Source organism: Rhodococcus sp. 14-2470-1b, assembly GCF_002259415.1.
Classification (GTDB): Bacteria; Actinomycetota; Actinomycetes; order Mycobacteriales; family Mycobacteriaceae; genus Rhodococcoides.
In genome coordinates this window covers 202,074-221,678 of the sequence record NZ_NPFY01000036.1, presented here as the reverse complement: position 1 = coordinate 221,678, position 19,605 = coordinate 202,074, and the positions used below count along the sequence as shown (strand labels likewise).

The following is a 19,605-nucleotide window of genomic DNA, read 5'->3' as shown; positions in this document are numbered from 1 at the left end:
CGCACGTTCGCAGCGCACGAGAAAGCCCCCACCACCGATGTCGGTGGCGGGGGCTTTCGTCGTTGCTCGGGGGCTGAAATCAGCCGCGAACCACCTTGCCGGCCTTCAGGCAGGAGGTGCAGACGTTCATACGCTTCGAGTTACCGGGGGCAACCTGGGCGTGAACGGTCTGGATGTTCGGGTTCCAACGACGGTTGGTCCGTCGGTGCGAGTGCGAGACCGACTTACCGAAGCCGGGCCCTTTGGCGCATACGTCGCAGACGGCAGCCATAGTCGCGAACTCCTTGATAGATGATTGATCGTTAACAGTGGGGCGTACGCCCGACGAACCTCGGCGTGCAAGAACACGCCGCTCCTCATCGGGCAACCCTGCAAGAATAGCGGCGCGGTGCAGATTGTCCAAACCGCCAGCCCACCGTCGGTGCCTGACCGGCACTCGCGGGTGCTTCGAGTCTACTGTTGCTCGGGACGAAGCAGGCGAGATCGGGGAGCGGCACAGATGGGTGAGCAGTCCGGCGGACGGATTCGTCGACCGCACACCGAGCTCACCGTCGACCTGATCAAGCAGTGGGCCTATCGGTGCGTCGACGGATTGAGCGACCGATGTGACGAGATGAACGAACTCAACGTCTTCCCGATCCCCGATTCGGACACCGGAACCAACCTGGTCTTCACCGTCCGCTCGGCCGTCGAGTGCATGCGCACCGTCGGAGCCGACGCCACGCTGTCGGAGGCGGCCGCGGCTCTCGCCCGCGGAGCCGTGTCCGGGGCGCGCGGAAACTCCGGTGTCATCGTGTCCCAGGTGCTGAGGGCGGTCGCCGAGCAGTGCGCCGCAGGTGCACTCGACGGCGCAGGAGTGCAGGCTGCGTTGGCCCGTGCGGCGGAGCTGGTTCTCGAAGCGGTGAGCGTTCCGATGGAAGGCACCATCGTGACCGTCCTCGCTGCTGCGTCGACGGCAGCGCAGTCCCGCCCGCCCGGCGACTTGGAGGCGGTCGCGTCGAGCGCGTCGGAGGCAGCGGCGTCGGCTCTGGACGCAACCCGCACCCAACTACCTGCCCTGGACGTCGCCGGAGTCGTCGACGCGGGTGCACTCGGTCTCGTCGTGATGCTCGACGCGCTCGCGTCGATCGTGACCGGCACCGAGGTGACGCGTCGGCGATACCACCGAACCGAACTCGGAACCGTGCGACCGGCTCCCGACACCACGGTCGAGCCCGTACATCGCCTCGCACGGCCTTCCCCGGGTTTCGAGGTGCTCTATTCCGTCCTCGGTATCGACGATCACGAGGTGCCGAGGTTGCGTGCCGCCCTCGGTGAACTGGGCGATTCCGTCGTGGTCGCAGGCGACGGTGCGGGATCGTGGACCGCCCACGTGCACACGGCCAATGCAGGCCTCGCGGTCGAAGCAGGTCTGCGGTTCGGGCAGCTGCACAATGTTCGAATCGAGGTACTCGACGCAGGGGGTTCCCACGACGGCAGCCACGGAACCGACGGCGAGCACACGGGAGTTGTCCGTGGACGCGACATCCTCGCCGTCGTTGCAGGCGACGGGGCGGAAGAGTTGTACAGCGTCGAAGGAGCCTCGGTGTTGCGCTGCGACACCGCCGAGGTCGGCCCGGCCGAACTGTGCGCCGCGATCGTCGGGGCCCCGCACACCGAGGTTCTGGTTCTGCCGAACGGCGCGCTGTCCGCCCAGGAACTGGTGTCGGTGTCCATCGCGTCGCGCACGGCCGGGAAGGACGTCCTGATGCTGCCGTCGTCGTCGATGGTGCAGGGGTTGGCCGCGCTCGCCGTGCACAACCCAGCCCGCGCGGCCGTCGACGATGCCTACGCGATGTCCGAGGCCGCAGCGGGCACTCGGTGGGCATCGCTCAGAATTGCGGACGAGCGGTCACTGACCTGGGTGGGTACGTGTGAACCCGGTGACGGCCTCGGTCTGGTCGGGCACGACGTCGTCGTGATCGGCGCCGATGTGATCACCGCGGGAAAAATCTTGCTCGATCAACTTCTGTCGGTGGGAGGTGAGATGGTGACGATGCTGCGCGGTGCGCCCGGCACCGGTGACGGTGACGGTGAGAGGGAACCTGACGTCGTGGATGCGCTCGCTCACCATGTCGCGGAGCATCATCCCGGGGTCGAGGTGATCCTCTACACGGGAGGGCAACCCGGCGACGTGGTCCAGTTGGGCGTGGAGTGAACGAGAGAGGGTCGGGTAGGCAACGACGATGGTGAACATGGCAGATCGCCTCGATGAGGTACTCGGCACGAAGATCGCCGAACCGTTCGCCCAGCACTTCGACCTGCACACCGTCGAAGATCTGCTGCGGTACTACCCCATCCGATACATGACCCAGGGCGCCGAGCTCACCGAGAAGGAGCCGCCCGAGGGTGAGCACATCACCATCGTCGCGACCATCACCTCCGCGGTTCTGAAGAACATGAAAGCAAGAAAAGGGCAGTTCCTGGCGGTGTCCCTCGCCGCCGAAGGGCAGGTCATCGACGCGACGTTCTTCAGCCCGCACAAGCTCAAGCACGTGCTGGTGCCCGGTAGGAAAGGCATGTTCTCGGGCAAGGTCAAGTATTTCGGCCGCAAGTGGAATCTCACCCATCCCGGCTACGTGATCCTCGGCGGTGACGACGAGGACGGAGCCGTCGTTCCCTCGGGTCGCATCGTCGGCGGCGGCGCACTGGCCGGCGTGGCGCGGGGCGCCGTCGACGACTCCGGCAGCGTCGACATGACGATCTTCGAGCGCAGTTTCGTACCGCTGTACGCCGCATCCAAGGACGTCGAGAGCTGGACGTTCATGCGGGGCATCCGGTGGATCCTCGACAGACTTGCGCCGGTGGAGGACCCGGTTCCCGACGTCGTGCTGGCCGAGCGAGGTCTGGTCTCGCTGGACACCGCGCTCCACTGGATTCACTTTCCTGATTCGGTCGAAGAGAAGCAGCACGCCAGGGATCGCCTCAAGTTCGACGAGGCACTGGCGGTGCAGTTGGTACTCGCCGCCAGGCGGCGCGACGTGTCGACGCGGACAGCCCCGGTATGCGCCGCACGCGACGACGGGATCGCAGCCGAGTTCGAGCGTCGGCTGCCCTTCACACTCACCGACGGGCAACGCAAGGTCGCCGGTGAGATCTCGGCCGACCTGTCCGGTGGGCACCCCATGTCGCGGCTGCTGCAAGGTGAAGTCGGCTCGGGTAAGACGATCGTCGCGCTGCGGGCGATGCTGCAGGTGGTCGACGCAGGCCATCAGTGCGCACTGCTGGCCCCGACCGAAGTTCTCGCGTCCCAGCACGCGCGCTCGATCACCTCGATGCTCGGCACCCTTGCGGGCGCAGGCGAACTGGGTGCGGACGCACTCGCCACGCGGGTGACGTTGCTGACCGGGTCGATGGGAACGGCGGCGAAGAGGAAGGCTCTGCTCGACGTCGTGACCGGTGACGCGGGAATCGTCATCGGGACCCACGCACTGATCCAGGACCGGGTGTCGTTCATGGACCTCGGCATGGTCGTCGTCGACGAGCAACACCGATTCGGCGTCGAGCAACGCGACGCGCTGCGCGGGAAGGCGAAAGACGGCATCAGTCCGCATCTGCTCGTCATGACCGCCACGCCGATTCCGCGCACCATCGCTCTCGCGTCGCTCGGCGACCTGGAGACCTCGATCCTCGACGAACTTCCGCGCGGACGTTCGCCCATCGTCAGCAGCGTCGTCTCGTCCGCGGACAAACCGGCGTGGGTCGACCGTGCATGGCAACGTATCGGTGAGGAAGTCGCCCAGGGCAGGCAGGCGTACGTCGTGTGCTCACGAATCGGCGACGACGAGGAAAAACAGATGGAGAAGAGACGGACGCGGAGCGCGATGACGGATGGTCCGAACCTCCCGGAGACCAAGTCGGCGCTCCAGATGTACGAGCTGCTGAGCACGGGGCCCCTGGCCGATCTTCGAGTAGGTCTTCTGCACGGGCGTATGCACCCGGACGACAAGGACGCCGCAATGTCCGAATTCAATGCAGGCGAGATCGACGTTCTCGTGTGCACCACCGTCGTCGAGGTCGGCGTCGACGTACCCAACGCGACGGTCATGGTCATCGAGGACGCGGACCGTTTCGGTATCAGCCAGTTGCATCAGCTCCGCGGCCGAATCGGGCGTGGCGGCCATCAGGGTCTGTGCATCATGATCAGCCAGCTCAGCCCGAACGGACAGTCCTTCTCGCGTCTTCAGTCCGTGGCCTCGACCAACGACGGCTTCGAGCTGGCCAATCTGGACCTCGCGACCCGTAAGGAAGGCGACGTCCTCGGCGCTGCACAGTCCGGAACCGTCAGCAGCATGCGCCTGTTGTCGCTGATCGAGGACGAGGACGTCATCGACGACGCGCACTCCTGCGCGCGCACCATCTTCGAGGGCGATCCCGAACTGGAACGTCACCCCGGAATCGCGTCGATGATGAAGTCTGCGTGGCGATCGGACCGAGCCGAGTATCTCGACAAATCCTGAACCGGTTCCCGATTCGAAGCGTACGAGCGCCGGTATTTTCGGGACTGCACCGTTTCAGATGCGGCAGTTGGGCTTTTCATCCCACATTTCGAGACGGGTTGCCCATCGGCGGGGATCTTCGGCGGTAGGTTTGGCCAATGTTCTCCAAAGTGTTGGTTGCCAATCGCGGTGAGATCGCCATCCGTGCGTTCCGCGCGTCGTACGAGTTGGGTGCCGCTACCGTGGCCGTCTTCCCGTTCGAGGACCGTAATTCGGTTCATCGGACGAAGGCCGACGAGGCATACGAGATAGGCGAGAAGGGGCACCCCGTTCGCGCGTACCTCTCGGTCGACGAAATCGTCGCTGCCGCGAAGCGCTCCGGTGCCGACGCGGTGTACCCGGGATACGGCTTTCTGTCGGAGAATCCGGACCTGGCCGCGGCCTGCGCCGAGGCGGGAATCACCTTCGTCGGTCCGTCGTCCGAGGTACTCGAGCTGACGGGCAACAAGGCCAGGGCGATCGCGGCCGCCAAGCGAGCGGGTCTGCCGGTGCTGGCGTCGTCGGAGCCGTCGAGCGACGTCGACGAGTTGGTCGCGGCGTCGGAATCGATGACGTTTCCGGTGTTCGTCAAGGCAGTGGCCGGTGGTGGGGGGCGCGGTATGCGCCGCGTCGCCGAGCCTGCCCAGTTGCGTGAGTCGATCGAGGCCGCTGCACGTGAGGCCGAATCCGCCTTCGGCGACCCCACTGTCTTCCTCGAACAGGCCGTCATCGATCCGCGCCACATCGAGGTTCAGATTCTCGCCGATGGCCAGGGCAACGTGGTCCACCTCTTCGAGCGTGACTGCAGCCTGCAGCGTCGTCACCAGAAGGTCATCGAGCTCGCTCCCGCGCCCAACCTGCCCGACGGTGTTCGAGAGAAGATCTGCGCGGACGCCGTCGCCTTCGCGAAAGAGATCGGCTACTCCTGCGCGGGCACGGTCGAGTTCCTCCTCGACACCCGCGGTAACCACGTCTTCATCGAGATGAACCCGCGAATCCAGGTCGAGCACACGGTCACCGAAGAAGTGACCGACGTCGACCTCGTGCAGTCCCAGCTCCGAATCGCGTCGGGGGAGACCCTGGCCGATCTGGGCCTGAGCCAGGACACCATCGTGTTGCGCGGCGCCGCGCTGCAGTGCCGCATCACCACCGAGGACCCGGCCAACGGCTTCCGTCCCGACACCGGCCGCATCACCGCCTACCGCACACCGGGCGGCGCGGGTGTTCGCTTGGACGGCGGAACCACTCTCGGTGCCGAGGTGGGCGCCTACTTCGACTCGATGCTCGTCAAGCTCACCTGTCGAGGACGCGATTTCGACACTGCCGTCGCGCGTGCGCGTCGGGCAGTGGCCGAGTTCCGCATCCGCGGCGTCGCGACCAATATCCCGTTCCTGCAGGCTGTGCTCGTCGATCCGGACTTCACGGCCGGACGTGTGACGACGTCGTTCATCGAGGAACGTCCGGAGCTGCTGACGGCCCGCACTTCCGGCGATCGCGGCACGAAGATCCTGACGTACCTCGCCGACGTGACGGTCAACAAGCCGCACGGTGAACGTCCGTCGGCGGTCTACCCCCAGGACAAGCTCCCCGAGGTCGATTTCTCGGCACCGATTCCCGACGGCAGCCGCCAGCGTCTTCTCGAACTCGGGCCCGAGGGCTTCGCCCGGGATCTGCGCAACCGCAAGGCCGTCGGCGTCACCGACACGACGTTCCGCGACGCACACCAGTCGCTCCTCGCGACTCGCGTGCGCACGTCGGGCCTGTTGATGGTGGCGCCCTACGTGGCACGCACCACCCCGGAACTGCTGTCGATCGAGGCGTGGGGCGGAGCGACCTACGATGTGGCGCTGCGGTTCCTGCACGAGGATCCGTGGGAGCGGCTCGCGGCGCTGCGCGAAGCGGTACCGAACATCGCGCTGCAGATGTTGCTACGCGGGCGGAACACCGTCGGATACACCCCGTACCCGGAGAAGGTGACGCGCTCGTTCGTGGCCGAGGCCACCGACACCGGTATCGACATCTTCCGGATCTTCGACGCGCTCAACAACGTCGATCAGATGCGTCCCGCCATCGACGCCGTTCGTGAAACGGGAACGGCCGTAGCGGAAGTGGCGCTGAGCTACACCGGTGATCTGTCGAATCCGAACGAGTCGCTCTACACGCTGGACTACTACCTGAAGCTCGCGGAGCAGATCGTCGACGCCGGTGCGCACGTGCTCGCCATCAAGGACATGGCCGGTCTTCTGCGGGCCCCGGCGGCGAAGACGCTTGTGACGGCGCTGCGGTCCAACTTCGATCTGCCGGTGCACGTGCACACGCACGACACCCCTGGTGGTCAGCTGGCGACGTATCTCGCGGCGTGGGAAGCGGGAGCCGACGCGGTCGACGGTGCCAGCGCCGCGATGGCAGGTACGACGAGTCAGCCCGCGCTGTCCGCGATCGTCGCTGCCGCGGCACATTCCGAGTACGACACCGGCCTCGATCTGCAAGCAGTGTGCGATCTCGAACCCTACTGGGAAGCGTTGCGAAAGGTCTACGCGCCGTTCGAGTCCGGACTCCCTGCGCCCACCGGCCGCGTGTACACACACGAGATTCCAGGAGGGCAGCTGTCCAACCTCCGTCAGCAGGCCATCGCACTGGGACTCGGAGATCGATTCGAGACCGTCGAGGCGAATTACGCTGCAGCGGACCGGATGCTGGGACGTCTGGTCAAGGTCACCCCGTCGTCGAAGGTCGTAGGTGATCTCGCGCTCGCTCTGGTCGGCGCGGGCGCTTCGGCGGAGGAGTTCGCGGAGAATCCACGCAAGTACGACGTGCCCGACTCGGTCGTCGGCTTCCTGCGCGGTGAGCTCGGCACACCTGCCGGCGGTTGGCCGGAGCCCCTGCGGACCAAGGCATTGGAAGGACGGTCGGAGCCCAAAGAGGAAACACCGGTCTCGGCCGAGGACGAGAAGGCGTTGGACGGAACGTCGGCGCAGCGCCGAGACACCCTCAACCGCTTGCTGTTTCCCGGTCCGACCGCCGAGCTTGCTGCGCACCGCGAGAAGTACGGCGACACTTCGAGGTTGTCCGCCAATCAGTTCTTCTACGGTCTGCGCCAGGGCGAGGAGCACCGAGTCAAGCTCGAGAAGGGCGTGGAATTGCTCATCGGTCTCGAAGCGATATCCGACGCCGACGAGCGCGGTATGCGCACGGTGATGTGCATTCTGAACGGACAGCTGCGGCCCGTGTCGGTCCGGGACCGCTCGATCAGCTCGGACGTTCCGTCGGTCGAGAAGGCGGACAAAGCCAACTCGGGTCACGTGCCCGCACCGTTCGCCGGAGTGGTGACGCTGTCGGTGTCCGAGGGCGACAACGTTTCAGCAGGCGACGTCGTCGCCACGATCGAGGCCATGAAGATGGAAGCGGCGATCACCGCTCCCAAGGCAGGTGCGGTTTCCCGACTCGCCATCGGTGGTGTCCAGCAGGTCGAAGGTGGAGACCTGCTCATCGTCATCGGCGGTGATTCGGCGGACTAGCCGTGCACGCCGGATGCGTAAACTCCCGTGGATGACTCGGATCGTCGCAGGCATCGCGGGAGGCCGGAAGCTGAAGGTGCCGCCTCGCGGCACTCGCCCCACATCGGAGCGAGTGCGCGAGGCGGTGTTCAGTTCACTGGGTGCCCGAATGGATCTCGAGGGCGCATCGGTGCTCGACTTGTTCGCCGGATCCGGAGCGCTCGGACTCGAAGCGCTCTCCCGCGGGGCCGACAAAGTGGTGCTGGTCGAGTCCGACGCGCGTGCCGCGGCAGTGGCCCGTGAGAACGCCGCAGCGGTGGGAATCGCCGGGGCATCGGTCCGCTGTGCGCCGGTCGCGTCGGTGTTGGCAGGGTCGGCGGATACCGCGTTCGATCTGGTGCTGGCCGACCCGCCCTACGCGGTGACCGACGCCGCCGTCGGACACATGCTCGAAGCACTCCTGGAGGGAGGGTGGCTCGCGCGTGATGCCGTCGTCGTCCTCGAGCGATCGAGTCGCTCGGCCGAAACCGCGTGGCCCCCTGGGTTGCTGCCGGAGAAGGTGAAGAAATACGGCGAGACGCGCATCGAGATCGCCACCACGGACGACGAACCCGCCGGTGATAGCGTGCAGCCATGACTGGAGCGGTGTGCCCTGGATCCTTCGACCCGGTGACCAACGGTCACCTCGACGTCATCACAAGAGCTGCAGCGCAGTTCGACGAGATCGTGGTGACCGTCATGATCAACAAGAGCAAGCGGGGCCTCTTCACGGTGGACGAACGCATCGAGATGATCGCCGAAGCGACAGCGCATCTGGACAACGTACGGATCGCATCGTGGTACGGACTGCTGGTGGACTACGCCAAGGAGCAGGGGTACACCGCGATCGTCAAAGGCCTGCGTGGAGCGAACGATTTCGACTACGAACTGCAGATGGCTCAGATGAACCAGAAGCTCTCGGGTGTCGATACGCTGTTCATCCCAGCCAATCCGACGTACAGCTTCCTGTCGAGCTCGTTGGTCAAGGAGGTCGCGACGTTCGGCGGCGACGTCGCGGACATGGTGCCCGAGCACGTACACACGCGATTGCTGGCCAGAATCGAGGAGCGCGCGGCCGAGTGATCACAGCGCCCCGAGTCGCGACTGCGCCGCCCACATCGAGCGACACACCGACGTCGGTGTTTCGCGCACGTGGCAATCACCAGGCAAACTGGCAGTCACTGGACCGACCACGGCCAGTACCTAGAAGTACCTAGACGATTGGGGTGGGCGGTGTACCGCGTATTCGAGGCACTCGACGAACTCGTTGCCATCGTCGAGGAGGCGCGCGGAGTTCCCATGACTGCCGGCTGCGTTGTACCTCGTGGCGATGTGCTGGAACTTCTCGACGACGTTCGCGACTCCATTCCCGGAGAACTCGACGACGCCCAGGATGTTCTCGACCACAAGGACAAATTGGTCGGCGACGCGCGGGCGACGGCGGAGAAGACCGTCACCTCCGCGAACAACGAGGCACAGGACACGGTAGAGAACGCCCGGGACTCTGCCGACCGCATCCTCGCCGACGCCAAAGCGCAGGCGGATCGCATGGTCGCCGAAGCGAAGGCGCACGCGGAACAGCTCGTCGACGACGCCACCGACTCAGCCGAGCGCACCGTCGAGCAGGGGCAGCAGGAATACGACGCACTCACGAGCAGGGCGCGGTCGGAAGCCGATCGCATGATCGAGGCCGGCCAGGCGTCCTACGATCGGTCCGTCGCCGACGGTACCGAGGAGCAGGCACGCCTCGTCGCACAGACAGAGGTGGTGCAGGCGGCGCACGCCGAGTCCGCACGGGTGATAGACAGCGCCCACGCCGAGTCCGACCGCATGCGCAGCGAATGCGACGTGTACGTCGACACGAAGCTGGCGGAGTTCGAGGAGTTTCTCACCGGCACCATCCGATCCGTCGGACGGGGTCGTCAGCAACTGCGCACCGGATCCGGGGTCCCCGATTACGGATCCGACGCGGCGGACGACTTCCGTCGACCCAGACGCTGAATCGGGCGCCGGCGGGCCCCGAATTTGCTCACACATGCGTGAATGCGTATCGTCGAGTGGTTGCCCGCTCCCGTATCGACGGCGGCAGGCGACAGTTCGTGAGGACGTTCCCCTGTTTTCGAGAAGAAAGAATCGTTGTGTCTACCCGTCGCAGTACCCCCAGTTCCCCCGCGGGCTCGGGTTTCGCTCTGGATATCGACAACCTCGGCCGTCGGCCTGGCTCGATGAAGGAGATCCAGCGCACGGTGGCCGCGCCGACCCGAATCGGACTCGATGCAATCGCGATCGAAGCCGGTACGCCCGTCGAACTCGATCTGAGGCTCGAAGCAGTGTCCGAGGGCGTGCTGGTGACCGGCACCGTCCGTGCCGACACCGCAGGTGAATGCACCCGTTGTCTGGAGCCGGTGACCGGTTCGGTGGATCTGTACCTCACCGAGTTGTTCGCCTACCCGGACAGCGTCACGGAAGAGACGACCGACGAGGACGAGATTCATCGCGTTCTCGACGATCGAATCGACCTCGAACCGGTCATCGTGGATTCGGTCGGGTTGGAGCTTCCGCTCCACCCCGTCTGCCGCGAAGACTGCGAGGGATTGTGCCCCGAATGCGGCGTTCGCCTGGCGATTGCGGAATCCGGCCACAGTCATGACATACTTGATCCTCGCTGGGCTGGTCTTGCAGCCAAATTTGGCGTGGAATCAGAACCGAGCACAGAACTTGTGAACAACGAAGTCGAGGAGAAGTAAGTGGCTGTCCCGAAGCGCAAGATGTCGCGTTCCAACACGAGGTCGCGTCGTGCACAGTGGAAGACCACTGCGCCTACCCTCGTCACCTGCCCCAACCGTGGTTGCGGCGAGAAGACCCTGCCCCACATTGCGTGCCCGTCCTGCGGCACCTACAAGGGCCGCCAGGTCGCAGCAGCAGTCTGATCTTCTCGGGATCGGACGCGCTGTGATCGACAAAGGCAGCCCAGCTGTACGTAGCCCTGCTACGAAAAAAAGCGCAACAGCCGGCAGCGGCGAGGACGACCACGGGTCGCTCCTCGCCGCTCTCGGCGTTGTTCTGGAGAATTCACTTCTCACGCTGGCATTGACACACCGCTCGTATGCGTACGAGCGTGGCGGTCTGCCCACCAACGAACGACTCGAGTTCCTCGGCGACTCCGTCCTCGGCCTGACCATCACGGAGCGGCTTTACCTGGCGCACCCGGAGAAGTCCGAAGGTGAGCTCGCAAAGATCCGGGCAAGCGTTGTCAACATGCACGCGCTCGCGGAGGTCGCACGCGGCCTGGGCGAAGGCGGACTGGGCGCACACCTCCTGCTCGGCAAGGGCGAGGAGCAAACCGGTGGCCGAGACAAAGCGAGCATTCTCGCCGACGGCATGGAATCGCTTCTGGGTGCGATCCACCTCCAGCACGGTATCGACACCGCACGTGAAGTCGTGCTGCGACTCTTCGCGGAACTGCTCGAGCGCGCACCACGACTGGGTGCAGGACTCGACTGGAAAACGAGCCTGCAGGAGCTGACGGCAGAACAGTCGCTCGGTGTCCCCGCGTACGAGATCTCGTCGACCGGCCCGGATCACGACAAGGAATTCACCGCCACCGTTCTGGTCGGCGGCCGTGCACTCGGTGTCGGTGTCGGCCGAAACAAGAAGGAAGCGGAGCAGAAGGCAGCCAGCACTGCCTGGAATGCTCTGTCCGTCGACACCGACCCCGACGTGAATGCCTGAGCTTCCCGAGGTCGAGGTAGTCCGACTCGGGTTGGCCACACACGTGGTCGGCTCCACGATCGAATCGGTCGACGTCCTGCACCCCCGCGCGATCCGCAGGCACCTGCCCGGGTCACGGGATTTCGTCGGACAACTGCGCGGGCGTCGCATCGCGGCGGCCGAGCGTCGTGGCAAGTATCTGTGGCTTCCCCTCGAACCCCGCGACATCGCCGTCGTCGTCCACCTCGGAATGAGCGGGCAGATGCTGGTGCAGCCTCCGACAGTGCCGGACGAGAAGCATCTTCGTATCCGCGCACGCCTGGACAACGGGGCAGATCTACGGTTCGTCGATCAGCGCACGTTCGGGGGTTGGGCAATTGCACCACTGACGGTCGTCGACGGGACCATCGTTCCCGAACCGGTTGCGCACATCGCCCGGGATCCGGTCGATCCGCTGTTCGACGCAGAGTCGGTCGTGAACGTCCTGCGAGGCAAACACACCGAGATCAAGCGAGCGCTCCTCGATCAGACCGTTCTGTCCGGTGTCGGAAACATCTACGCGGACGAAGCATTGTGGCGGGCCGAGATTCACGGAAACCGGATCGCCGAGACCTTGAGCAGGCCGGCGTTGCGCCGGTTGTTGACTGCAGCGCACGCTGTGATGGGTGAAGCGCTGGCACAGGGTGGAACGTCGTTCGACGCCCTGTACGTGAACGTCAACGGCGAATCGGGATACTTCGATCGCTCCCTCGACGCGTACGGGCAGGAAGGTTTGCCGTGCTCGCGGTGCGGAAGCCCCATCCGTCGTGAGAAGTTCATGAACCGCAGCTCGTACAGCTGCCCCAAGTGCCAACCCCGACCGCGCACGACCCGACCGGTGAGCTAGGCCCCTACAATCGGCTCTCATGGCTGAGACGAGCACTCCTACTTCACTCTGGGTCGAACGTACCGGAACCCGCCGATACACCGGCAAGAGTTCACGCGGCGCCGAGGTTCTGATCGGATCGGAGTCGGTCGACGGCGTGTTCACGCCCGGCGAACTGCTCAAAATTGCACTCGCGGCCTGCACCGGAATGAGCTCGGATCTGCCTCTGTCCCGCAGACTGGGGGACAACTACGACGCCACCGTCGAGGTATCCGGTGCCGCCGACCGCGAGAACGAGCTGTATCCGGAGCTGAACGAGATCCTTAAAGTCGACCTGAGCGAATTGGATCCGGAGGCTCAGCAACGCCTCCTGACCGTCGTCGAACGCGCAATCGACAAGGTGTGCACCGTCGGTCGCACCCTGAAGGCGGGCGCCACGGTCAACCTCGATATCGAGATCGACCACTGAGGTGTGGACGCCTGACACGATGGTCGGTGCTGCGGTCGCGGCCGGAACGTTGGCCGCGGGACTGCTGGTGACTGCTCCCGCCGCGAGCGCAGCACCCGCGTGCACCGAATGGACGGTGAGCACCGTGGCCACCGGCTACGGCATGCTCGAGAACCTCGTGTTCGGCGACAACAGCACGATGTACCTGTCCGAGACCGCCCCTCTCGGTCCCGGGCGGATCCAGGCGCTCTCGCCGGACGGCGTCAGGTCCGTCGCCGTGGACGACGTGAGATCGCCCGGGGGACTCGTCGTCGACGGCTCGGTGCTGTACTTCACGACCGGAAACGGCACCGCAGCAGGTCTTTTCGATATTCCCGACGGGACCGTGGATACACTCGATCTCGTATCTGGAGCGCGTTCCACGTACGCCGCCGGTCTCGTGATGCCCAACGGTCTCGCACGGACGGACGACGGAGCATTGTTCACCACGCGCAACCTCGGACTCACGACAGGTCTGACCGTCGTTCCGTCGGCCTCACCGCACGTGCCGTCGGTCGTCCGCACCGACCTCGGCACCGCCAACGGCATCGCGGTGGACGCAGACGCGCTGTACGTGGCCGACACGTTCGAACCGTCGTTGCGCATCACCGCACTCGACGTCGACGATCCAGCCGGCCCGGCGAGAATCCTGCCTGTCGACGGGTTCGGTCCGTTCACTGCATCGGACGACATGACCGTCGGGCCCGACGGCATGATCTACCTCGCTCAGAATCTCGCCGGACGCGTTCTGCGTGTCGATCCCGCCACGGGTGACTCCTGCGTGGTCGGTACCGGCATCCCACTCACGTCCTCGGTGGAGTTCGGTGGACTGGGCTGGGACGAGAATTCCTTGTACGCAACGAGCTTCGACGGATCAGTGCGAAAGCTGACGCCATGACCGACCAACGATTGACGGCCTGGGTACACGGACACGTGCAGGGCGTCGGGTTCCGATGGTGGACGCGATCCCGCGCGCTCGAGCTGGGGTTGGTCGGATCAGCGACGAACCATGCCGACGGCCGCGTCCTGGTGGTCGCGGAAGGCCCGCGAGATCGACTGGAGAGCTTGCTGTCACTTCTACGCGGCGGCACGACGCCCGGGTCGGTCACTCTCGTCGTCGAGAGCTGGGACCCGCCCCGAGGCGGAATCACCGGATTCGTCGAACGCTGAGGCATTGGTGTGATCTGACGCGCGTGTGACTCGATGCGCGTGTGACCGCGCGTCGGTGCGACCCGGTACTGTCAAACGCCATGCATCTCAAGAGTCTGACGCTGAAGGGCTTCAAGTCCTTCGCCTCGGCGACGACTCTTCGATTCGAACCGGGAATCACCTGCGTGGTCGGACCCAACGGGTCGGGTAAGTCCAACGTCGTCGACGCGTTGACCTGGGTCATGGGCGAGCAGGGCGCCAAAGCACTACGCGGCGGAAAGATGGAAGACGTCATCTTCGCCGGTACATCCGGGCGCGCACCCCTCGGCCGTGCCGAGGTGACGTTGACCATCGACAATTCCGACGGCGCACTTCCCATCGACTACACCGAGGTCTCCATCACACGGCGTATGTTCCGCGACGGTGCCGGTGAGTACGAGATCAACGGCAATTCGTGCCGCCTCATGGACGTACAGGAGTTGCTGAGCGACTCGGGTATCGGACGTGAAATGCACGTCATCGTCGGACAGGGTCGCCTGGCCGCGATCCTGGAATCGCGTCCCGAGGACCGACGTGCGTTCATCGAGGAAGCCGCCGGTGTCCTCAAGCATCGGAAGCGCAAGGAAAAGGCAGTACGCAAACTCGATGCCATGCAGGCCAACCTCGCGCGGTTGACGGACCTGACGGCCGAGCTGCGGCGTCAGCTCAAACCGCTCGGCAGACAAGCCGAGGTCGCGCGACGGGCACAGACCGTGCAGGCCGACCTGCGCGACGCACGGCTGCGGCTCGCTGCCGACGATCTGGTCGCTCGCCGTGAGGAATTCGCCAACCAGACACAGGACGAAGCCGCCGCGCGGGAGCAGTACGCAGCCGTCCAGGACACTCTGGAGGCAGGCAATGTCGCGCTCGGTGAACTGGAGCAGTCGGTGGCAAGACTGACCCCGAGCGCCGAGGCGGCCGGGCAGACCTGGTTCCAGCTGTCCGCGCTGTCCGAGCGGGTCAACGCGACCATCAGGATCGCGAAGGAGCGCGCCCGGCATCTCGACTCGGCTCCGACTGGAGGCCGCGGTCAAGATCCCGACGAACTCGAGCAACAAGCCGACCGCGTGGCGGAGGAGGAGCTCGAGCTCGTCGAGGCCGTCGAGATCGCTCGTGAGAATCTCGAAGTAGCACGCGAGCAACTGGCCGAGCGCGAGTCCGCCGCCGCGGAAGCCGAACGGGCGCACATGGCGGCCGTTCGTGCCGTCGCCGACCGCCGTGAGGGGTTCGCGCGGTTGTCGGGCCAGGTCGATACCTTCCGAACGAAAGCCGAGTCCATCGATGCCGAGGTCGCTCGGCTCTCCGTCGCGATCGACGAGGCACGCGAACGAGGTGACCGGGCGCAGGAAGAATTCGAAAGCGTCCAGGACCAGATCTCCGGTCTCGACGCGAGCGAACTGAGCCTCGACACACACTACGAGCGCGCTGTCGCCGCGCTGCGCAGTGCGGACGCTCGTGTCACGGAACTGCAGAACGAGGATCGTGTCGCAGGCAAGAAGGTGGCGTCGTTCCAGGCTCGCATCGAAGCTCTGACGATGGGATTGGAGCGCAAGGACGGCGCAGGCTGGCTGACCTCTCGCGGCCAGGCGGGCGTTGCAGGCCTCCTGGCCGAGCGCATCACCGTCGAAGACGGGTTCGACGTGGCCGTCGCCGTGGCGATGGGGCCCGCCGCCGACGCAGTGTTCGCCGATTCTTACGAGGTCGCTCGCGACGCGGTCCGTGCGCTGCACGACGCCGACGGCGGCCGCGCCGTGCTGGTCTTCGAATCGGATTCGGCCGAGCGCCCGAAGCCGGGTGTCCTGCCCGACGGTGCGCGGTGGGCACTGGACGTGGTCCACTACCCCGAGTCGCTGGCATCGGCCATGCAGTCGCTGCTCGGCGACGTCGTGATCGTCTCGTCGTTCGACGACGCGCAGTCGGTCATGGGCACCGTGTCCGGTGTCCGCGCCGTGACCACTGCGGGCGACTACATCGATTCCGGCTGGGTGTCGGGCGGATCGGACCGCAGACCGAGCACGCTGGAAGTGCAGGCTGCGATCGACACGTCGACCGTCGAGCTCGCGGCGGCGGAACGCCGATCGGCCGAACTGGAAGCAGCGCTGTCCGGCGCACTGGCAGAACAATCCGATCGGCGAGAGTCCGCCGAACAGGCCCTGGCTGCACTGAACGAGTCCGACGCGGCGATGTCCGCGGTGTACGAGCAACTCGGTCGATTGGGCCAGCTGGCAAGATCTGCTCACGCGGAGTCCTCACGGTTGTCCGATCAGCGAGCGAAGGCCGAGAACGGACGTGAGGACGCGCTGCAGGCTCTCGCCGAACTCGAAGAACGACTCCGGCTGGCCGAGGACGAACAATCCGATTCTTCGGGTGCTCCCGATTCGGAGGACTCGACCTACGCGCGCGAGGCAGCGGCCGCAGCGCTGGCCGAGGTGCGATCGGTCGAGGTGGAAGCACGGCTGAACGTACGCACTGCCGAGGAGAGAGCGCAGTCCCTGCGCGGGAAAGCCGATTCCTTGCGTCGCGCGGCGCGGGCCGAGCGCGAGACCCGGGCCCGTGCGGAGCGGGAGATGATCGCTCGACGTCACGCCGCAGCCGTCGCGGAATCGGTTGTCACGGCAGGGGAGCGGGTGGCGACCCGACTCGCCGATGTCGTCGCGGCCGCTGCATCCCGCCGGGACGAACTGGCCGAACAACGCGCCAACACCACGGCAGAACTCGAACGCGTCAAGGAACAGGTCCGTGCGCTACAGGGTCAGTTGGCGTCCATCACCGACGCCGTTCACCGTGACGAGGTGGCACGCGCGCAGGCGGCGCTCCGTATCGAGCAGTTGGAGTCCACCATTCTCGAGCAACACGGCATCGGTCTGGACGATCTGATCGCGGAGTACGGACCCGATGTCGCGCTCGCGCCGACCGAGCTCGAGATGTCCGAGTACGAAGCCGCCAAGGAACGCGGGGAACAAGTCGTCGCACCGGCTCCGATGCCGTTCGATCGCCTCACTCAGGAGAAGCGAGCGAAGCGAGCCGAACGTGATCTGGCGACTCTCGGCAAGGTGAACCCGCTCGCGCTCGAAGAGTTCGCCGCACTGGAGGAGCGCTACAACTTCCTGTCCACCCAGTTGGAGGACGTGAAATCGGCTCGAAAGGATCTGCTGGACGTCGTCGCGGACGTCGACGAGCGCATCCTGCAGGTCTTCACCGATGCCTGGCTCGACGTCGAGCGGGAGTTCACTCAGGTCTTCGCGAAGCTGTTCCCCGGAGGCGAGGGACGTTTGATCCTGACCGAGCCCGGAGACATGCTGACGACCGGAATCGAGGTCGAGGCACGTCCGCCGGGCAAGAAGGTCAAGAGGTTGTCGCTGCTGTCGGGTGGCGAGAAGTCTCTGACGGCTGTGGCCATGCTGGTGGCGATCTTCCGCGCACGGCCGTCCCCGTTCTACGTCATGGACGAGGTGGAGGCTGCGCTCGACGACACCAACCTCCGGCGTCTGATCGGGTTGTTCGAGCAGCTGCGGGAGAAGTCCCAGCTGATCGTGATCACCCACCAGAAGCCGACGATGGAGGTGGCCGACGCTCTCTACGGAGTGTCGATGCGGGGCGACGGCATCACGACCGTCATCTCGCAGCGGCTCAACCGTGATCGTGTGGAGACGATCGGCAGTGTGACCGCGCCGGACGAGGAAACGGCGGCCGCGCCCACTTCCTGACGGAGTGGCGTAGCGCACGCCCGCGCACTCGAAGAGCCCGCCGCCCTGACAAGATGGACACGTGAGTAGCCAAGCGTGGATCATCCTCGCGGCCGTTCTGGCCGTCCTTGTCGTCGCACTCGTCGCCGGGCTGGTGCTGTCCCGGCGGCGCCGTGTCTCGTTGAAGTCGTCCGACACCCCGACGATCGAGGAGCAGAAAGATCGTTCCGGTGGGTACAAGGCGGGCGGTGGATTCTCGTTCAGCCAGGGCACCGCAACCGCGGAGCCCGAGCCTGTCGTCAGGCCCGATCCCGTCGTCAGACCCGAACCAGTCGTCGAGCCGACACCCGAGCCGCTGCCGACACCCGAGCCGCTGCCGACTCCGGAGCCGACACCCGAGCCGGAACCGACTCCCGAGCCTGCCCCGACACCGGAACCCCAGCCCGAGCCGACACCGGAACCCGAGCCGACACCCGAACCCGCCGGACGGGTTCTCGACGACATCGCGCCCACCGATGGGCGGCTCGATCGCCTCCGCGGCCGGTTGTCACGGTCGCAGTCCGCAGTGGGCAAGAGCTTGCTCGGCCTGCTCGGCGGTGGAGATCTGGACGAGGACTCGTGGGAGGAGGTCGAGGACACGCTCCTCATCGCAGATCTCGGCTCGACCACGACGCAGGAGATCATGACGGCTCTGCGACAGCAGATGGCAGCGAGGAGCATCAGAACCGAGGCCGACGCTCGGGCGTTGCTGAAGGAGATTCTGGTGTCGCAGTTGCGCCCGGAACTCGACCGCTCGATCAGGGCGCTGCCCCACGAGGGAACTCCCGCGGTTCTGTTGGTTGTCGGTGTCAACGGCACCGGCAAGACCACGACCACGGGGAAGCTCGCCCGCGTTCTGGTGGCGGACGGCCGTCGGGTTCTGCTCGGCGCGGCGGATACCTTCCGCGCTGCTGCTGCGGATCAATTGCAGACGTGGGCCGAGCGAGTCGGTGCCGACGTCGTGCGCGGCAAGGAAGGCGCTGATCCGGCCGCAGTGGCGTTCGACGCGGTGACCAAGGGCATCGAGCAGGGCGTGGACGTAGTCGTGGTCGACACGGCGGGTCGACTGCACACCAAGTCAGGGTTGATGGACGAGCTCGGCAAGGTGAAGCGGGTGATCGAGAAACGCGCACGAGTCGACGACGTGCTGCTCGTGCTCGACGCCACCGTCGGCCAGAACGGGTTGACCCAGGCCCGGGTGTTCGCAGAAGTGGTGAACATCACCGGCGTCGTCCTCACCAAGCTCGACGGTACGGCGAAGGGCGGCATCGTTTTCCAGGTGCAACGAGAGCTCGGTGTGCCCGTGAAACTCGTCGGTCTCGGGGAGGGCGCGGACGATCTCGCGCCCTTCGAACCGGAAGCATTCGTCGACGCGTTGCTCGGTTGATTCGGCCCCTCGATTTCGGACCGCGTGAGGGCTCACGCGGTCCGAAATTGGGTGAGCGCGGGATTGCAAAAAATGCGAACTGCCTGGACGAAACGTGTTGGCAACAGATTTCGCCCATGCGTTCACATGAGCGAAACACCAGAGTGTCATCGATGAAACTTCTTAAAACCACTCTTTGTTCTTGACGGC

General features: G+C 65.6%; 16 protein-coding genes. 15 read left to right on the top strand and 1 reads right to left on the bottom strand.

Annotated features, from left to right (window positions below):
* Positions 1 to 79: 79 nt before the first annotated feature.
* Positions 80 to 271 carry a 50S ribosomal protein L28 gene (rpmB, locus tag CH293_RS25655; RefSeq protein WP_008717389.1) on the bottom strand — a complete coding sequence of 64 codons (192 nt, stop codon included), beginning with the start codon at positions 269 to 271 and terminating at the stop codon, positions 80 to 82.
* A 228-nt stretch (positions 272 to 499) separates the two neighbouring features.
* On the opposite strand from rpmB, the gene CH293_RS25650 reads away from it, so the two are divergent.
* The 15 genes from CH293_RS25650 to ftsY all read left to right on the top strand — a co-directional run bounded on the left by CH293_RS25650 (position 500) and on the right by ftsY (position 19,416).
* On the top strand, positions 500 to 2,197 hold the full coding sequence (locus CH293_RS25650; protein ID WP_094721839.1) for a DAK2 domain-containing protein: 1,698 nt from the start codon (positions 500 to 502) through the stop codon (positions 2,195 to 2,197).
* Between the two features lie 28 nt (positions 2,198 to 2,225).
* Positions 2,226 to 4,499, top strand: a complete 2,274-nt coding sequence (recG, locus tag CH293_RS25645; RefSeq protein WP_094721838.1) for an ATP-dependent DNA helicase RecG — start codon at positions 2,226 to 2,228, stop codon at positions 4,497 to 4,499.
* A 137-nt stretch (positions 4,500 to 4,636) separates the two neighbouring features.
* The gene (locus CH293_RS25640) at positions 4,637 to 8,035 is read left to right on the top strand and encodes a pyruvate carboxylase (RefSeq protein WP_094721837.1); all 3,399 of its coding nucleotides are present in this window, start codon (positions 4,637 to 4,639) and stop codon (positions 8,033 to 8,035) included.
* Positions 8,036 to 8,066: 31 nt separating this feature from the next.
* Positions 8,067 to 8,651, top strand: a complete 585-nt coding sequence (rsmD, locus tag CH293_RS25635) for a 16S rRNA (guanine(966)-N(2))-methyltransferase RsmD (RefSeq protein ID WP_176460125.1) — start codon at positions 8,067 to 8,069, stop codon at positions 8,649 to 8,651.
* Positions 8,648 to 9,136, top strand: coding sequence for a pantetheine-phosphate adenylyltransferase (gene coaD / locus CH293_RS25630; RefSeq protein WP_094721835.1), 489 nt, complete (start codon positions 8,648 to 8,650; stop codon positions 9,134 to 9,136). Before rsmD ends, coaD begins: the two co-directional genes overlap by 4 nt.
* Positions 9,137 to 9,286: 150 nt before the next feature.
* The gene (locus CH293_RS25625; protein ID WP_094721834.1) at positions 9,287 to 10,054 is read left to right on the top strand and encodes a DivIVA domain-containing protein; all 768 of its coding nucleotides are present in this window, start codon (positions 9,287 to 9,289) and stop codon (positions 10,052 to 10,054) included.
* Positions 10,055 to 10,278: 224 nt separating this feature from the next.
* Positions 10,279 to 10,800, top strand: a complete 522-nt coding sequence (locus tag CH293_RS25620; RefSeq protein ID WP_094721833.1) for a DUF177 domain-containing protein — start codon at positions 10,279 to 10,281, stop codon at positions 10,798 to 10,800.
* Positions 10,801 to 10,983: a 50S ribosomal protein L32 gene (rpmF, locus tag CH293_RS25615; RefSeq protein ID WP_080733022.1), complete on the top strand. Its 183-nt coding sequence runs from the start codon at positions 10,801 to 10,803 to the stop codon at positions 10,981 to 10,983.
* Between the two features lie 22 nt (positions 10,984 to 11,005).
* Positions 11,006 to 11,785, top strand: a complete 780-nt coding sequence (gene rnc / locus CH293_RS25610) for a ribonuclease III (protein WP_037111392.1) — start codon at positions 11,006 to 11,008, stop codon at positions 11,783 to 11,785.
* Positions 11,778 to 12,650 carry a bifunctional DNA-formamidopyrimidine glycosylase/DNA-(apurinic or apyrimidinic site) lyase gene (mutM, locus tag CH293_RS25605; protein WP_094721832.1) on the top strand — a complete coding sequence of 291 codons (873 nt, stop codon included), beginning with the start codon at positions 11,778 to 11,780 and terminating at the stop codon, positions 12,648 to 12,650. The genes rnc and mutM overlap by 8 nt, the downstream gene beginning before the upstream one ends.
* A gap of 19 nt (positions 12,651 to 12,669) precedes the next feature.
* A complete protein-coding gene (locus CH293_RS25600) occupies positions 12,670 to 13,098 on the top strand; it encodes an OsmC family protein (RefSeq protein ID WP_037111396.1) in 429 nt (142 codons plus the stop codon).
* A 19-nt stretch (positions 13,099 to 13,117) separates the two neighbouring features.
* Positions 13,118 to 14,014 carry an SMP-30/gluconolactonase/LRE family protein gene (locus CH293_RS25595; protein WP_255122977.1) on the top strand — a complete coding sequence of 299 codons (897 nt, stop codon included), beginning with the start codon at positions 13,118 to 13,120 and terminating at the stop codon, positions 14,012 to 14,014.
* Entirely contained in the window at positions 14,011 to 14,286 is a 276-nt protein-coding gene (locus CH293_RS25590) for an acylphosphatase (RefSeq protein ID WP_094721830.1), read from the top strand. The genes CH293_RS25595 and CH293_RS25590 overlap by 4 nt, the downstream gene beginning before the upstream one ends.
* Positions 14,287 to 14,366: 80 nt before the next feature.
* The gene (gene smc / locus CH293_RS25585) at positions 14,367 to 18,011 is read left to right on the top strand and encodes a chromosome segregation protein SMC (RefSeq protein ID WP_094721829.1); all 3,645 of its coding nucleotides are present in this window, start codon (positions 14,367 to 14,369) and stop codon (positions 18,009 to 18,011) included.
* A 61-nt stretch (positions 18,012 to 18,072) separates the two neighbouring features.
* Entirely contained in the window at positions 18,073 to 19,416 is a 1,344-nt protein-coding gene (gene ftsY / locus CH293_RS25580; protein ID WP_094721828.1) for a signal recognition particle-docking protein FtsY, read from the top strand.
* Positions 19,417 to 19,605: the final 189 nt, after the last annotated feature.

What these genes read in the sequence shown, in the direction of transcription:
- rpmB (WP_008717389.1), bottom strand. Translation starts at nt 271, where the DNA reads ATGGCTGCCGTCTGCGACGTATGCGCCAAAGGGCCCGGCTTCGGTAAG.
- CH293_RS25650 (WP_094721839.1), top strand. Translation starts at nt 500, where the DNA reads ATGGGTGAGCAGTCCGGCGGACGGATTCGTCGACCGCACACCGAGCTC.
- recG (WP_094721838.1), top strand. Translation starts at nt 2,226, where the DNA reads ATGGTGAACATGGCAGATCGCCTCGATGAGGTACTCGGCACGAAGATC.
- CH293_RS25640 (WP_094721837.1), top strand. Translation starts at nt 4,637, where the DNA reads ATGTTCTCCAAAGTGTTGGTTGCCAATCGCGGTGAGATCGCCATCCGT.
- rsmD (WP_176460125.1), top strand. Translation starts at nt 8,067, where the DNA reads ATGACTCGGATCGTCGCAGGCATCGCGGGAGGCCGGAAGCTGAAGGTG.
- coaD (WP_094721835.1), top strand. Translation starts at nt 8,648, where the DNA reads ATGACTGGAGCGGTGTGCCCTGGATCCTTCGACCCGGTGACCAACGGT.
- CH293_RS25620 (WP_094721833.1), top strand. Translation starts at nt 10,279, where the DNA reads ATGAAGGAGATCCAGCGCACGGTGGCCGCGCCGACCCGAATCGGACTC.
- mutM (WP_094721832.1), top strand. Translation starts at nt 11,778, where the DNA reads ATGCCTGAGCTTCCCGAGGTCGAGGTAGTCCGACTCGGGTTGGCCACA.
- CH293_RS25600 (WP_037111396.1), top strand. Translation starts at nt 12,670, where the DNA reads ATGGCTGAGACGAGCACTCCTACTTCACTCTGGGTCGAACGTACCGGA.
- CH293_RS25595 (WP_255122977.1), top strand. Translation starts at nt 13,118, where the DNA reads ATGGTCGGTGCTGCGGTCGCGGCCGGAACGTTGGCCGCGGGACTGCTG.
- CH293_RS25590 (WP_094721830.1), top strand. Translation starts at nt 14,011, where the DNA reads ATGACCGACCAACGATTGACGGCCTGGGTACACGGACACGTGCAGGGC.
- smc (WP_094721829.1), top strand. Translation starts at nt 14,367, where the DNA reads ATGCATCTCAAGAGTCTGACGCTGAAGGGCTTCAAGTCCTTCGCCTCG.